The sequence below is a fragment of the Azorhizobium oxalatiphilum genome (assembly GCF_014635325.1).
Lineage (GTDB): Bacteria > Pseudomonadota > Alphaproteobacteria > Rhizobiales > Xanthobacteraceae > Azorhizobium > Azorhizobium oxalatiphilum.
In genome coordinates this window covers 134499-147634 of the sequence record NZ_BMCT01000003.1, presented here as the reverse complement: position 1 = coordinate 147634, position 13136 = coordinate 134499, and the positions used below count along the sequence as shown (strand labels likewise).

Annotated in this window: 15 protein-coding genes and 1 pseudogene; 8 read left to right on the top strand and 8 right to left on the bottom strand. The window is 66.6% G+C overall.

Annotated features, from left to right (window positions below; genetic code table 11):
* The first annotated feature begins 42 nt into the window (after window positions 1–42).
* Together IEW24_RS12700 and IEW24_RS12695 are read left to right on the top strand one after the other, a co-directional pair.
* On the top strand, window positions 43–948 hold the full coding sequence (locus IEW24_RS12700) for a class I SAM-dependent methyltransferase (RefSeq protein WP_188579089.1): 906 nt from the start codon (window positions 43–45) through the stop codon (window positions 946–948).
* Window positions 949–1176: 228 nt separating this feature from the next.
* Window positions 1177–1887: an SH3 domain-containing protein gene (locus tag IEW24_RS12695; RefSeq protein ID WP_188579087.1), complete on the top strand. Its 711-nt coding sequence runs from the start codon at window positions 1177–1179 to the stop codon at window positions 1885–1887.
* A gap of 24 nt (window positions 1888–1911) precedes the next feature.
* On the opposite strand, the gene IEW24_RS12690 is transcribed toward IEW24_RS12695, so the two are convergent.
* Window positions 1912–2442, bottom strand: a complete 531-nt coding sequence (locus tag IEW24_RS12690) for a PaaI family thioesterase (protein ID WP_244644356.1) — start codon at window positions 2440–2442, stop codon at window positions 1912–1914.
* Window positions 2443–2620: 178 nt separating this feature from the next.
* Between IEW24_RS12690 and IEW24_RS12685 the strand changes: the two genes are divergently transcribed.
* On the top strand, window positions 2621–3781 hold the full coding sequence (locus IEW24_RS12685; protein WP_188579083.1) for an iron-containing alcohol dehydrogenase: 1161 nt from the start codon (window positions 2621–2623) through the stop codon (window positions 3779–3781).
* A gap of 77 nt (window positions 3782–3858) precedes the next feature.
* Window positions 3859–4251: an acyl-CoA thioesterase gene (locus IEW24_RS12680; protein ID WP_244644410.1), complete on the top strand. Its 393-nt coding sequence runs from the start codon at window positions 3859–3861 to the stop codon at window positions 4249–4251.
* 6 nt (window positions 4252–4257) lie between these two features.
* On the opposite strand, the gene IEW24_RS12675 is transcribed toward IEW24_RS12680, so the two are convergent.
* From IEW24_RS12675 to IEW24_RS12655, 5 genes are all read right to left on the bottom strand, one after another.
* The gene (locus IEW24_RS12675; protein WP_188579078.1) at window positions 4258–4458 is read right to left on the bottom strand and encodes a hypothetical protein; all 201 of its coding nucleotides are present in this window, start codon (window positions 4456–4458) and stop codon (window positions 4258–4260) included.
* Between the two features lie 154 nt (window positions 4459–4612).
* Complete coding sequence (locus IEW24_RS12670; protein WP_188579075.1) at window positions 4613–4888, bottom strand: hypothetical protein; 276 nt, start codon at window positions 4886–4888, stop codon at window positions 4613–4615.
* Window positions 4889–5177: 289 nt separating this feature from the next.
* The gene (locus IEW24_RS12665; RefSeq protein ID WP_188579074.1) at window positions 5178–5582 is read right to left on the bottom strand and encodes a (deoxy)nucleoside triphosphate pyrophosphohydrolase; all 405 of its coding nucleotides are present in this window, start codon (window positions 5580–5582) and stop codon (window positions 5178–5180) included.
* Window positions 5579–6820 (bottom strand): bifunctional glutamate N-acetyltransferase/amino-acid acetyltransferase ArgJ, encoded by a 1242-nt coding sequence (gene argJ / locus IEW24_RS12660; RefSeq protein WP_188579072.1) that lies wholly within the window; start codon window positions 6818–6820, stop codon window positions 5579–5581. Before argJ ends, IEW24_RS12665 begins: the two co-directional genes overlap by 4 nt.
* A 123-nt stretch (window positions 6821–6943) precedes the next feature.
* Complete coding sequence (locus IEW24_RS12655; protein ID WP_188579070.1) at window positions 6944–7195, bottom strand: putative antibiotic biosynthesis monooxygenase; 252 nt, start codon at window positions 7193–7195, stop codon at window positions 6944–6946.
* A 118-nt stretch (window positions 7196–7313) separates the two neighbouring features.
* On the opposite strand from IEW24_RS12655, the gene IEW24_RS12650 reads away from it, so the two are divergent.
* Entirely contained in the window at window positions 7314–7955 is a 642-nt protein-coding gene (locus IEW24_RS12650) for a TetR/AcrR family transcriptional regulator (RefSeq protein ID WP_188579068.1), read from the top strand.
* Window positions 7956–8037: 82 nt separating this feature from the next.
* On the opposite strand, the gene IEW24_RS12645 is transcribed toward IEW24_RS12650, so the two are convergent.
* A complete protein-coding gene (locus IEW24_RS12645) occupies window positions 8038–8943 on the bottom strand; it encodes a peptidylprolyl isomerase (protein WP_244644355.1) in 906 nt (301 codons plus the stop codon).
* Window positions 8944–9312: 369 nt separating this feature from the next.
* Between IEW24_RS12645 and rpmF the strand changes: the two genes are divergently transcribed.
* The 3 genes from rpmF to IEW24_RS12630 all read left to right on the top strand — a co-directional run bounded on the left by rpmF (window position 9313) and on the right by IEW24_RS12630 (window position 12243).
* Window positions 9313–9498, top strand: coding sequence for a 50S ribosomal protein L32 (rpmF, locus tag IEW24_RS12640; protein WP_188579066.1), 186 nt, complete (start codon window positions 9313–9315; stop codon window positions 9496–9498).
* A gap of 408 nt (window positions 9499–9906) precedes the next feature.
* Window positions 9907–10311, top strand: a complete 405-nt coding sequence (locus IEW24_RS12635; RefSeq protein WP_188579064.1) for a hypothetical protein — start codon at window positions 9907–9909, stop codon at window positions 10309–10311.
* Window positions 10312–10473: 162 nt separating this feature from the next.
* Complete coding sequence (locus IEW24_RS12630; protein ID WP_188579062.1) at window positions 10474–12243, top strand: GGDEF and EAL domain-containing protein; 1770 nt, start codon at window positions 10474–10476, stop codon at window positions 12241–12243.
* Between the two features lie 244 nt (window positions 12244–12487).
* Here the strand turns inward: IEW24_RS12630 and phaR are convergent.
* A pseudogene (phaR, locus tag IEW24_RS12625) lies at window positions 12488–13077 on the bottom strand (polyhydroxyalkanoate synthesis repressor PhaR).
* Between the last annotated feature and the right edge of the window lie 59 nt (window positions 13078–13136).

Genomic DNA, 13136 nt, shown 5'->3' with positions numbered 1-13136 from the left:
AGGGTGGATGCGCCGCCCTTCGGGACCGATTATATGCGGGACATGAGCCAGCCAGACGTCTTCGATCGTGCCCTGCTCCGCCGCCGCCAGGCCCGTGCCGCCCGCCTCGGGCCGGAGCCCTTCCTGCTGGAACGGGCGGCGGAAGATCTGGCCGATCGCCTCGCCACCGTGAAGCGGCGGTTCGACAAGGCCGTGGACCTCGGCACGCCCACGGATGCCCTCTCCCGGGCGCTGGCCGGCCATCCCGGCATCGGCACCCTGTTTACCGCCGCACCGCTGCCCGAGGGGCTCGCAGGCCGCGCACCCGCCGTGGTGGCGGATGAGGAAGCCCTGCCCTTCGGCAATGGCGCGCTCGATCTCGTCGTGTCCGCTTTGTCCCTGCAACTGGTCAACGATCTGCCCGGCACGTTCGCGCAGGTGCGCCGGGCGCTGCGACCGGACGGCCTGTTCCTCGCCGCCTTCATCGGCGGCGCCAGCCTGTCCGAACTGCGCGAGGCGTTCACGGTGGCCGAGACGGAGACCACCGGCGGCCTCTCGCCACGCGTGGCCCCGTTCGCCGATGTGCGCGATCTCGGCGGTCTGCTGCAGCGCGCCGGCTTCGCCTTGCCGGTCACGGACGTGGACCGGGTGGTGGTGCGCTATTCCTCGCCCTTCGGCCTGATGTCGGACCTGCGCCGCATGGGCGCCGGCAACGTGCTGCTGGAGCGCCGCCGCACGCCGCTGCGCCGGGCGACCCTGCTGCGGGCGGCTGAGGTCTATGCCGAGCGCTTCTCCGATCCCGACGGGCGGGTGCGGGCAACGTTCGAGATCGTGTGGCTGTCCGGCTGGGCGCCGGACGAGAGCCAGCAGAAGCCGCTGCGCCCCGGCTCCGCCAAGATGCGTCTCGCCGATGCGCTCAATACCCGTGAACTGGGGCCAGACACGGCGGGGGATCAGGGCACCTCCTGAGGCGATCTCGCCCTCAACCGCTAACGTGTTGTTTCATCGCAATTCCTTGCGCAGGACCGCGCACACTTCTGCGGGATTGCTCTATCGACCGTCACAGATCATCCGGTAATGTCCTTCCCGCTTGCGGCAATGGAGGACGACACGGTGCGAAGGGACGAACGAGGCAACAGCGCCATTGAGGCGCTCGGGCGTCAACGCACCCGGCCATGGCAGGCGGCGTCTTACGCCATGATGGCACTCACCCTTCTGCTTGTTGCCTTCATCGCACCCGCATCCGCACAGCCGGCCGGCGGGACGCCCTTCGCCGGGCGCTGGTCGGCGCACTTCGTGGACAATTTCGGCCAGCAGCACAGTTGCACCGTGGACCTGCAATCGGCGGGCAGCATCATGGGCGGGCAACTGGCAAGCGCGGCCGGATGCGAATTTCCGCTCGCCGCCCTGTCGCGCTGGCGCAGCGAGCGGGGGCGCCTCCTTCTTCTGGACACGAGCGGCAACATCTTCGCCACCCTGCGCGGTGACTATGGGCGCCTCAGCGGCGGCACCACAAAGGGACAGGCCATCTCGCTGACCCGCGCCGGCGCACCGGCACAGGCCGGGCAGGCAGGACAGGCGCCGCAGAGATGCATCGTCTATTATGGCCAGTCCGAACGCTGCGCCGCGGGCGAGGACATCTCGGCCCCGAGCCTCATGCCGGGGCAGACCCAGAGCGTGCGCGTCGTCTATCCGGCCAACCTGCGGCGGGCGCCCTCCCTGCGCTCGTCCATCGAGACGCAGATCGCGCCGAACCAGTGCGTCACGGCCATCAGTTGCGGCCAGCAGGGAGATGGGCAGGAGTGGTGCCAGGTCCGCTATGGCGGGCGGACCGGCTATCTGGTGAAACAGTTCGAACGTGCCGGCCGCCGCCAGATCCTGTTCTCGAACAGTTGCTCGGGCGGGTAAGGCGCTCCCCGCCCAACGCCTGCCTCAGCCTCCCGAATCCGACGTCCCGATATCGAACACCAGACAGGTGGTGGTGGCGTGGGCGAGGAGGCGCCCTTTCGCATCAGTCAGCGAACCCTCCGCCGTCGCCGTGCGGCGTCCCGCAGCCAGCACCCGGCCCTCAGCGGTAACGGGGCCGGTGCGGTCCGTCATCGGGCGCAGGAAGCTCACCTTGAATTCAAGCGTGGTGTAGCCGCGCCCCTTCTCCAGCGTGGAATGCACCGCGCATCCCATGCAGGAATCGAGCACGGTGGCCGCATAGCCGCCATGGACGCTGCCGAGCGGATTGTAGTGGCGCTGATCCGGCGTACCGGTAAACACCACCCGCCCGCGCTCCAGTGCCCCGAACCCGAAGCCGAACAGGGCGAAGATGGGCGGCTGGGGAAAGCGGCCCTCGACGATGCCGGACAGGAAATCCAGCCCGCTCACCGACGCCAGCACCTCCGGCGTCACGAAGCCGAAGGCGGGCGATACCGTGGTGGGTGGCGCCTCCTCGGACATGGATGTATCGGTCATTTTGCCCTCCCGGTTTCTCAGGCTTGCCAGAGTGCCGGATCGGCATCCGCCGGTCCCGCACAATCTTGGCCATCGGCTCAAACATCGCGGGCTTGAACGGCAACGCAAACATGGTCAGCATCCGGGACAAGGCCGCGCGGACGGCCACCCGCGCCAGCGGATCATGCGAGGAGATGCCATGCCCGGGTTCGTGTTCAACACCACCCCCTCCATCGTCTGCGCCGCCGGGGCGGCCACGCGGGTGGCCGATCTGTTCGCCCTGCGGGGCGTTTCCCGCGTCCTCATCGTCACCGATCCCGGCATCCTGAAAGCCGGCCTGCTGGCCCCGGCGCTGGAGGTGCTGCGCGCCGCCGGTATCGCCCACCGCATCTTCGACAAGGTGGAGGCCGATCCGCCCGAGGAGATCGTGCTGGCCGCCGCCGCCGAGGCGGTGGACATGGGCGCGCAGGGGGTGCTGGGGCTCGGAGGTGGCTCCTCGCTGGACGTGGCGAAGCTCGCCGCGCTGCTGGCCAAAGGCGAGGAATCGCTGGCCGACATCTATGGCGTCGGCCTCGCGCGCGGGCCGCGTCTGCCGCTGATCCTCGTGCCCACCACTGCCGGCACCGGCTCGGAGGTGACGCCCATCTCCATCGTCACCACCGGGCACAATGAGAAGAAAGGCGTGGTTTCCGCCTGCCTCATTCCCGATGTGGCGCTGCTCGATCCGGACCTCACCCTCGGCCTGCCGCCGGCCGTGACCGCCGCCACCGGCGTGGACGCCATGGTGCATGCAATCGAGGCCTATGCCTCCGCCAGCCCCAACAACAACCCCGTCTCGCGGGCGCTGGCGCAGGAGGCGCTGCGGCTGCTCGGCGCCAACATCCGCACCGCCGTGCATCACGGCCAGGACCGGGAGGCGCGCAAGGCCATGCTGCTGGGCTCGCTGCTGGCCGGACAGGCCTTCGCCAACTCGCCGGTGGCGGCGGTGCACGCCCTCGCCTATCCGCTGGGCGGCCATTATCACCTGCCGCACGGGCTCACCAATGCGCTGGTGCTGCCGCACGTGCTGCGCTTCAACCTGCCGGCCGCCGCCGAGGCCTATGCGGCCCTTGCCCCGTGTGTGTTTCCGGATTTGAAGGCGGGATCGCCGCAGACGGTGGCCGAGCTTTTCGTGGAGCGGCTGGCGGCGCTGAGCCTCGATCTCGGCCTGCCGCGCACCCTGCGCGAGGTGAACGTGCCGCAGCATCACCTGCCGCAACTGGCCGCCGACGCCATGAAGCAGACCCGGCTTCTGGTGAACAATCCACGTCCGCTGAAGCAGGCGGATGCGCTCGCCATCTATGAGGCCGCCTGGGCATGAGCGACGCCACTCCCGACACCGCCAATCCGCCCAAGAGTGAGCGCGAAGTCGCTCTGGCGCGGGGCAGCTTCCCCCACATGCTCACCATCACCACCCGCTGGGCGGACATGGATATCTACGGCCACGTGAACAACGTGGTCTATTATTCCTACTTCGACACGGTGGTGAACGAGTATCTGATGCGTCGCGGCGTGCTCGATCCCGAGCGCAGTCCCGTGATCGGGCTGGTGGTGGAGACGCGCTGCTCCTATTTCCGCAGCCTCACCTTTCCGCAATCGGTGGAGGCGGGCTTGCGGGTGGCCCGGCTCGGCGGCTCGTCGGTGCGCTACGAGATCGGCCTGTTCGGCGACGGTGAGGCGACCGCCGCCGCGCAGGGCCATTTCGTCCATGTCTATGTGGATCGCGAGACCCGCAGGCCGGTTCCGCTACCCGAGCCGCTGCGGGCCGTGCTCGCGCCGCTGGCGGTGTGAGCCGACCTATCCGACCGCACGCACACGCGGCGCCAGCTTCCAGGCCAGCGGAACGGACAGTGCGGCGGTGGCGAGTGTAACCAGCGGAATGAGCGTGAACGCCTGCTGGGACAGAGGCGTCGCAAGGATGGCGATCAGGCCGACGCCGAACAGCACCGCCTGGATCATCAGATACAGCATCGCCGAGATCTGCAGTCGAACGGGCATTGGAGCAACCTTTCGAAGTTCCGGTATGCCCAAGGCAACCGCCCCCGACAGGCTCCGGTTCCGCATCCTCCCGCGCGCAGCCGGAAGCGCTGCGGATCAGGACTGAACCTTGACCAGCCTTCCGGTGGATAGAGCCTCTCTGCGGCAGACGACTTCAGAGCCGGGCGTAAACCCAGGAGCCCTCATCCAGATAGAAGCGGCCCGGACGCTTCAGGGGCGTGCCGTCGAGGGTCATCTCGAAATAGCAGACGAAGCCGGGCTTGGGCTTTGAGTCGGAGGCAGGAACGCAGTCGATCTTCCTCAGCGCCGCAACGACCGGATAAGGCCGTTCCGCATATCGGGCGCGTTGGCTCTTCTCGTTTTCAGCCTTGATGCGCGCGTTGTAGGTATCCGTTTCCTGACGAAACAGACGATCCACCGCTCCACGCATATCCGTCTCTCCGGGAGCGGAGGCACAGGACGCAAGGCACAGAGCAGTCAAGACTATAGCAACGAGCCGAAAAATCCCCATTCCAAGCCCCAGACGCCGAATACGAAGACTATAAATTGCACAACCTAAAAATACCTTCAAGACCATCAATCTATGCTTACAAGCGAGGCCCTTGGCCTGCAACCAGCATTGTCCCCCTCGACGCACAAGCATCATTTTGGGGGACGCCTTGAAGGGGTAGTCACGCACCCACCCAAACGGCGGTGCGCTCCAAGTCTGCGGGTGACGCTCAGGCGCCGAGAAGATCGATGAGCGGCGGAATCAGCGGCTCATCGGCGGGGGGCATGGGCATGTCGCGCAGCTTGCCGGCGCGCAGCCACTTCAGCGCCGTATGCTCGCGGGCGATCACCTGCCCCTCCCAACGGCGGCAGACCCACAGCGGCATCAGCAGATGGAACTCGGGATAGCCGAAGCTGGCGAAGGTGAGGGGTGCCAGGCACTCCTCCTTCACGGTGATGCCCAGTTCCTCGTCCAACTCGCGGATGAGCGTCTGCTCGGGACGCTCTCCGGGCTCCATCTTCCCGCCGGGAAACTCCCAGAGGCCGGCCAGCGCCTTGCCTTCCGGGCGCTGGGCCACCAGCACCCGGTTGTCCGCATCCACCAATGCGCAGGCGACGACGAGCGTGATCTTCACGACCGGTAATCGCCGTTGATGGCCACGTATTCCTTGGTGAGGTCGCAGGTCAGCACCCGGTCGCTACCCTTGCCGAGGCCGAGGTCCACGCGAATGTCGATGACATCGCCCTTCATGTAGTCGGAGACGACGCCCTCGTCATAGGACGGGTCGCGCGCGCCCTCGGCAGCGACGCGGATGTCGCCGAAGGAGATGGCGAGGCGATCGCGGTCGGCAGGCTCGCCGGCCTTCCCGACGGCCATCACCACGCGGCCCCAGTTGGCATCCTCGCCGGCCACCGCCGTCTTCACCAGCGGCGAATTGGCGATGGAGAAGGCGATGCGGCGGGCGGACTTCTTGGACACCGCGCCCGACACATGCACGCGTACCAGCTTGCGGGCGCCCTCGCCGTCGCGGGCCACCTGCTCGGCCAGATTGTTGAGCACCTCCTTCAGCGCCTTCCGGAACGGGCGCAGCACCGGGTCGGCGTCATCCTTCACCTGCGGCGCGCCCACATCCTTGGCGGCACCGGTGGCGAACATGAGCAGCGTGTCGGAGGTGGAGGTGTCGCCGTCGATGGTCACGGCGTTAAAGCTGTTCACCACCAGCTTATCGAGCAGCTTCTGCAGCACCGGTGCGGCAATGGGCGCATCGGTGAAGACGAAGGACAGCATGGTCGCCATGTCGGGGGCGATCATGCCCGCGCCCTTGGCGATGCCCGCGATGGTCACGGTGGTCTTGCCGAACGGCACCTGCGCGGTGGCGAGCTTGGGGAAGGTGTCCGTGGTCATGATGGCGCGGGCCGGCGCCTCCCAGGGGCCGGCTTCGAGCCGGCCGGCCATCTCGCCCATCACGCCTTCGAACCTGGTGGCATCCAGCGGCTCGCCGATGACGCCGGTGGAGGCGAGGAAGATCTCGCCCGGCTTGCAGCCCAGCGTGCGGGCGGCGATCTCGGCGGTGAGCGTGGTGGATTCACGGCCCTTCTGGCCGGTGAAGGCATTGGCATTACCGGAATTCACCACAAGACCGCGTGCCTTGCCCTTCTTCAGCGCCTCGCGGCACCACTCGACGGGCGCGGAGGGGCAGAGCGAGCGGGTGGTCACGCCGGCGACGGTGGTGCCCTTGGCGAAGGCCATCAGAAGCGCGTCGGTGCGGCCCTTGTAGCGGATACCCGCCTCGGCTGTAGCGAAGGACACGCCCGGAACGGGCGGCACTTCGGGCAGGGACTTGGGCGCAAGCGGAGAAATGGACGCGGACATAAGGCCTCCCGGGGAGTTGGCCCGAGCGGTGTGCCGCACCTTCATGTCATAGGCAAGGGGTCGAATGCGACACGCCACACCTCGTGGTTGCGGGCACGTCCAGTCGCTCCGAGGCGACGGCGATCACGAGCGCAGGGAGCGCCGTATCCAGCGGCCGCCCACCTTGTGCACGCCGGGAATGATGGCGAACACCATGCAGGGAACCATCAGCGGAACGATGGCCAACGTCTTCTGCCAGACTGCCATGTCCCCCGCCACTTCCGCGAGGCCGTACAGGATGCCGGTGATGACCGGATAGGCGCCGAGGGAGGCCCCCACCGAAAGACGGATGCGGCAGACCGGCGCGGGTGCAGGCGTGGTGGCAGGCTCGGACATGGTGCGACCTGAGTGTTTCTGGAGGGTAGTTTTTAGAAACGATACGTTTCGTTTCATTATTGAGCTACAGACCGGCTTCCTTTATGTCAACGCTTGTCGCAGCCGGGCGGGACGGAAGATGGGCGAACACAGCGCAGACGTTGCCCCGAAGGGGAAAGCCGCACCGCGACGCACCTCCATCGGCGGCCGCCGGAACCCGGCCAGCGCCAGCGCCATCCTCGAAGCTGCCGAGGCTATCCTCTCGGAGACAGGCCTTGCCGGCTTCAGCATCGAGGCCGTGGCGCGGCGGGCCGGCGCGGGCAAGCCCACCATCTATCGCTGGTGGCCCAACCGCTCCGCCCTTCTGATGGACGTCTATGCCAGGCAGAAGGAAACCGTGCTGCGGGTGGATACGGGCACACTGGAAGGCGATCTCGTTGAGCTCCTGACCCGCCTCTTTGCCTTCTGGCGGGACACGCCGGCCGGCGCGACCTTCCGCTCCATTATCGCCGAAGCCCAGTCGGATCCGGCATCCCTCGCCGCCCTGCAGAGCTTTCTCGCCGATCGGCGCGCCTATGTGGGCGAGGTGGTGGCGCGGGGCATCGCCCGTGGCGACCTTCCACCCAAGGCGGACCTGCCCTCGCTGGTGGAACTGATCTTCGGCTTTGCCTGGATGCGCCTGCTCACCGGGGATATCGCCGCACCGGATGCCGACCACGTTCCGGATGCCCTCCCCGCACGGGTCCGCCTGCTTCTGCGCGGCGCGGCCGCAACCGCCTGAAACGCAAACGGCCCAGCTATCAGGGATAGCCGGGCCGCAGGATGCCTGCGGCGGGCGCGAGGCCCGCCGCTTATACTTCAGCTCAGTTCTTCGGCGCGGGCGCGGCCGGAGCCGGCGTCGCAGCCGGGGCAGCGGAGGTCTTCTCCACTTTGCCGTCGGCGCGCAGCTTGGTCACGAGGTCGGACTGGGCCTTGCGGATCAGATACTGGTCGATCTGGTCGGACACCTGCTCGAAAGTCGGCACCGGCTTCTGACGCTTGTCCTCGACCTTGATGACGTGCCAGCCGAACTGGGTCTTCACCGGGTCGGAAACCTGGCCCTTGTTCAGCTTGAACGCGGCTTCCGCGAACTCCGGTACCATCTGGTCCTTGGTGAAGTAGCCCAGATCGCCGCCGTCGGCCGCGCTGTCCTTGGAGTTTTCCTTGGCAAGCGCCGCGAAGTCGCCGCCGGCCTTCGCCTTGGCGGCGATTTCCTTGGCCTTGGCCTCGCTGTCCACCAGGATATGGCGGGCGTGCACTTCCTCTTCCGGCTTCGTCTGCTTGACGAACTCGTCATAGGTCTTGCGCTTGGCGTCCTCGGTGACGGCCTTCTTGGCCTCCTCGGCCATCAGCGTCTCCATCAGCGCCTTGGTGCGCAGATAGTTCATCTTGGCGGTGAACTCGGGGGTCTGGTCGAGCTTCTGCGCCTGAGCCTGCTGGGCCAGCAGGGTCATGTCGGTGAGGAAGGACAGGATATATTCCTGACGGGCGGCACCCTGCACCTGCGGCAGGCCGGCGCCGATATCCTCTTCCGCGAGCGCGAGATCGCTGCCGCGCACGGGCTGTCCGTTCACCGTCTCCAGCACCGTGTCGGCCTTGGGAGCAGGCGCGGGCGCAGCGGCGGCGGGCGGGGTGGCACCGGGCGCTGCCGTCTGGGCGGACGCCGGGCCGCTGAAGGCGAAAGCGGTGAGAGCGACCGCCAGAGCGGCGGTGGAAGCGGTACGCATCATGGGATCTAATGTCCTTCGCATTACGGTTCGCCGTAGCGGGCGGCACCCTTGCGCAGCTTGAATCCGCTGGCAAGGGGGCTTTCTTGAGGCAACACAAGGATTCGTGGATGACGGCCGGCGCCGCTGGGTCAGCTTTTCATCTGCGCTTTCATTGGGATAGCAAAAGCGCATTAAATCTTGGAAAGATCGGCCGGCGCCGCTGCGGTGCCCCTGCCCTCAAGGTTGCGTCCATTTCCCACGCGGGGGGCCTTCCGCTTCTGCCCGCAACGCTGTATAAGGCGCGCCTCTCAGACATGAGATGAAGGTTTCGCATGCCTGCGCGAACCGCCGCAGCAGGCATTGGCATTTGGACGTTTTGGAGTTTGGACGATGGCTGTCCCGAAAAGAAAGACCTCGCCGTCCCGTCGCGGCATGCGCCGTTCGGCCGACGCGCTGAAGCAGCCCACCTATGTGGAAGACAAGGATTCGGGTGAGCTGCGTCGTCCGCACCACCTCGACCTGAAGACCGGCATGTATCGCGGTCGTCAGATCCTCAAGGTCAAGACCGAAGCCTGAGCCCTTGGCGGCCCTGCGGGGCCGTTGAGCAGGTCGATGGACCGGGCGGCATGCCGCCCGGATTCCCGCATGGCAAAGCGCCATTGCGAGTCGCGGGAGCGCAGAATCGGCTCCCCGCAGGTCTCTGCCGCGTAACGGCTGGCGATCATCGCCGGATTCTTCGACGGCATGTCCGGCTACGATGCCTGACCGACGCGATTCCGCCGCGGATCGCCCGCAAACCATCAAAGGCCAGCACCTGCGCCCTGGAGGACGACCACCGTCCCCCGGCCGCTTATGCACGCCCGGCCGGATGAACCGTCAGGTGCCATGACTTCTTAACCGGCATATGTGACCCATTGCGCTCACCGCCGCATGGCCGGGCGCTTCGTTGCCTGCCGTGCGCGGCGTCCGCCCGAGGAGCCCGCCATGCTGACCCCGATCCCGCTGCTGATCGTCCCCTTCGCCATCTACAACATCCTGTCCTTCATCACGCCCGGACTGGACTGGCGGGGCACGCTCGGCACATTCACGCTGCCCTCCGGCAGCACGTGGACCCTGGAGCTCGGCGCGGCCTTCATCGCCTTTTCCCTGCTGGTGCTGTTCTTCGAGCTCATCAAGGCCACCAAGATTTCCTCGCGCTCCATTATCGACCACATGCTGTCCCTGCTGCTGCTGATCGCCGGCGTGGTGGAATTCCTGATGGTGCCGCAGGCGGCCAGCAGCGTTTTCGCCTTGCTCGTCTGCATCATGCTGCTGGACGTGATGACCGGCTTTTCCGTTTCCATCCGGGTGGCTCAACGTGATGTCGCCATTACGCCGCCCCAGGCCTGAGATGACCCATTCCCGACCACAAGCGATACAGAGCGCGTTCCGCGCCAACGCTTGCGCATGTGGGAACCGTTACGGGACACATCTTTGCAGTTCCTTCAACTCGGGTAGAATGGCAGTCTCCTTGATCGACCTCGTAGAGGTGACCGCGGCAGAGGTGGCGGCGTGATTGGACGCAGAACCGAGCCGCAGGCGGCGCCCCATGCGCACGACGGCAGCGCATCCCCGGCCCCGGCCCCCTCGGCGCGCCAGAGTCACGGATCCGGGCTTCCGGCCGCGGCCGGCCAGCTCGATACGCTCGATTCCCTGCTCGCCGCCCTCGGCTCGGCCCGCTGTGCCGTCTACAGCTGGGATCTGCGCTCCGATCGCATGACCTGGAGCCCCAATGCCGAGGCGCTGTTCGGGCCGCAAGCCATGGCGCGGATGGCCACCGGCACCGGCTTTCTCGCCATCAGCGGCGCCGCCGACGCCGGCTCCTCCCATCACGGCTTCAAGACGCAGACGGGCGAACCCGGCAGCAGCGACGGCACCTCCTATGTGTCGGCCCTCAGGCTGTCCCTGTCGGCGGACGGCGACGTGGACTGGGCCATCGACCAGGGCCGCTGGTTCGCGGGGGCCGATGGCCGCCCGGCTGTCGCCACGGGCACGGTGCACATCCTGGCCCGACAGGTGGGGGCCATGTCGGGCAACACGTTCGACCCGCTCACCGGCGCGCCGACGCGCCGCCACCTGTCCGCCACCCTCGCCTCCCTGCCCCAGACGGAGGATGCCCGCTGGGCAGTGATGCTGCTGGGCCTCGACGACCTCGGCCGCATCAACGACCGATTCGGCTTCGAGGCGGCGGACCGCGTGCTGGTGGCGCTGGCCGAGCATCTGCGCCAGCAGATGAAGCCCGGCGACCTGCTGGTCCGCTTTTCGGGCAACAAGTTCGCCATTGTGCTGATGCAGGTGGACGACACCGGCCTGGTCGCCACTGGCGAAGCGCTCATCGAAAGCATCCGCCGGACCCTGCTGCCGATCGGCGACGGCCAGATTCCCGTCAGCGCCACCATCGGCGCCATCACGGCCCCCACGTCGCCCACCCATCCCGACAAGATCATCGCCCGCCTCCAGCAGGCCCATGAACTGGCCAAGCGCCGCGGGCGCGGCCGCTTCTTCCTGGATGGCCGCACCGACCGGGACGATGTGCGCCGACGCATCAATGTGCAGATGGCGGATGAGATCATCCAGGCCATCGAGCACGATCAGATCGCGGCCGCCTTCCAGCCGGTGGTCCATGCCGGCGACCGCAGCCTCGCCTTCTGCGAGGCGCTGGCCCGCATCGCGCCGGACCGGCAGGGGCACCGCTATTCCGGCTATCGTCTGGTGGCCGCCGCGGAAGCGCTGGGCCTGATGGGAAGCCTTGACCGGCGGGTGCTGGAAAAGGTCGTCGCCGCCATGGAGCAGGATCCCGGCCTCAACGTGTCGATCAATGTCTCGGCGACTTCGGTGTCCGACGACGCCTGGATGCGCCAGTTCCAGCGCCTGGTCACACCCGAGATCGGTCAGAGGCTGATTCTGGAGCTGACGGAGACCATCGCGGTGGATCACCTGCCCGCGGCCCGCCAGTTCATCCTCAAGGTGCGCAAGGCCGGCTGCCGCATCGCCATGGACGATTTCGGCGCAGGCGCCACGTCGTTCCGCAACCTGCGCAAGCTGGACGTGGATCTGGTGAAGATCGACGGCAGCTTCGTGCGCAACATGATGCAGTCGGAGGACGACCAGACCTTCGTGAAGGCGCTGCTGATGCTCGCCCGCCAGCTTGGCATCCAGACGGTCGCGGAATGGGTGCAGAACGAGACCGTCGCGGAATTGCTGCGCGACTGGGGCTGCGACTATCTTCAGGGCTCCCTGAGCGGTCTCGCCCGTCCGCTTCCCGAACCCCAGGCGTCCTGACATCGGCGCCACAGCCGCTGGCTGCATGTCCGGCTTTGATTGCTTCGCAATCCAAGCGACAAGACATTTTCTATCAATGAGTTGGAGTGTTCTGTGTTTCCATGAAACACGGAAACGCTCCAGCGATCACACAGCCGGCTATGGACCGTCTGTTGTGTAGAGAGCATCGGCAGAACAGTGATCAATGCAGCGCCGGCCCGGAACGGGAGAACGTCCCGCGAGCCGGCGCTGCATCAATAGGAACTTACTGGCCGCTGCCTTCCGGCTTCGACACCAGCTTCTCCAGTTTCTGCTGCATGTCGGCCATCTGCCGCTTCAGGGCATCCAGCTCGTCGCCGGAGGAGGGCTGCGGCGCAGCCGGTGCCGGCGGCGGCTCGGCCGCTGCATCGCCCTGCGGATTGAAGGGCATGAACATGTTGAAGGCGCGTTCAAACACCTCCATGTTCCGCCGCACCTGATCCTCGAAACCACCAAAGGGCGTGCCCGTCACCGTCTTGCTGACGTGATCGCGCATCTTGCCCTGTTCCTTGGTGAAACTCTCGATGGACATCTCCAGGAAGCGTGGAACCATCATCTGCATGCTGTCGCCGTAAAAGCGAATGATCTGCCGCAGGAAGGCGATGGGGAGAAGGTTCTGCCCCTTGTTTTCCTGATCTGCGTCAGCACGGAATGCGTAATGTCGTCACCATTCTTGGCATCATAGACAACGAAATCTTCGCCCTCTTTCACCATGTTGGCGAGGTCTTCGAGCGTCACATAGGTGCTCGTGCCGGTGTTATAGAGGCGGCGATTTGCGTATTTCTTGATGGTGACTGGCTCTTGCGTCTTGGCCATTGTCCGGTCATCCGTTTTTCCCTTGGGCGTCACCACGTTAGAACCTTTCCTGCCACACG

Excerpts from the sequence above, each read along its gene's own strand:
- IEW24_RS12635 (WP_188579064.1), top strand. The coding sequence starts at position 9,907 with ATGCTGACCCCGATCCCGCTGCTGATCGTCCCCTTCGCCATCTACAAC.
- IEW24_RS12680 (WP_244644410.1), top strand. The coding sequence starts at position 3,859 with ATGCTCACCATCACCACCCGCTGGGCGGACATGGATATCTACGGCCAC.
- IEW24_RS12650 (WP_188579068.1), top strand. The coding sequence starts at position 7,314 with ATGGGCGAACACAGCGCAGACGTTGCCCCGAAGGGGAAAGCCGCACCG.
- argJ (WP_188579072.1), bottom strand. The coding sequence starts at position 6,820 with ATGTCCGCGTCCATTTCTCCGCTTGCGCCCAAGTCCCTGCCCGAAGTG.
- IEW24_RS12655 (WP_188579070.1), bottom strand. The coding sequence starts at position 7,195 with ATGTCCGAGCCTGCCACCACGCCTGCACCCGCGCCGGTCTGCCGCATC.
- IEW24_RS12695 (WP_188579087.1), top strand. The coding sequence starts at position 1,177 with ATGATGGCACTCACCCTTCTGCTTGTTGCCTTCATCGCACCCGCATCC.
- IEW24_RS12675 (WP_188579078.1), bottom strand. The coding sequence starts at position 4,458 with ATGCCCGTTCGACTGCAGATCTCGGCGATGCTGTATCTGATGATCCAG.
- rpmF (WP_188579066.1), top strand. The coding sequence starts at position 9,313 with ATGGCTGTCCCGAAAAGAAAGACCTCGCCGTCCCGTCGCGGCATGCGC.
- IEW24_RS12685 (WP_188579083.1), top strand. The coding sequence starts at position 2,621 with ATGCCCGGGTTCGTGTTCAACACCACCCCCTCCATCGTCTGCGCCGCC.
- IEW24_RS12645 (WP_244644355.1), bottom strand. The coding sequence starts at position 8,943 with ATGATGCGTACCGCTTCCACCGCCGCTCTGGCGGTCGCTCTCACCGCT.
- IEW24_RS12670 (WP_188579075.1), bottom strand. The coding sequence starts at position 4,888 with ATGCGTGGAGCGGTGGATCGTCTGTTTCGTCAGGAAACGGATACCTAC.
- IEW24_RS12690 (WP_244644356.1), bottom strand. The coding sequence starts at position 2,442 with ATGACCGATACATCCATGTCCGAGGAGGCGCCACCCACCACGGTATCG.
- IEW24_RS12700 (WP_188579089.1), top strand. The coding sequence starts at position 43 with ATGAGCCAGCCAGACGTCTTCGATCGTGCCCTGCTCCGCCGCCGCCAG.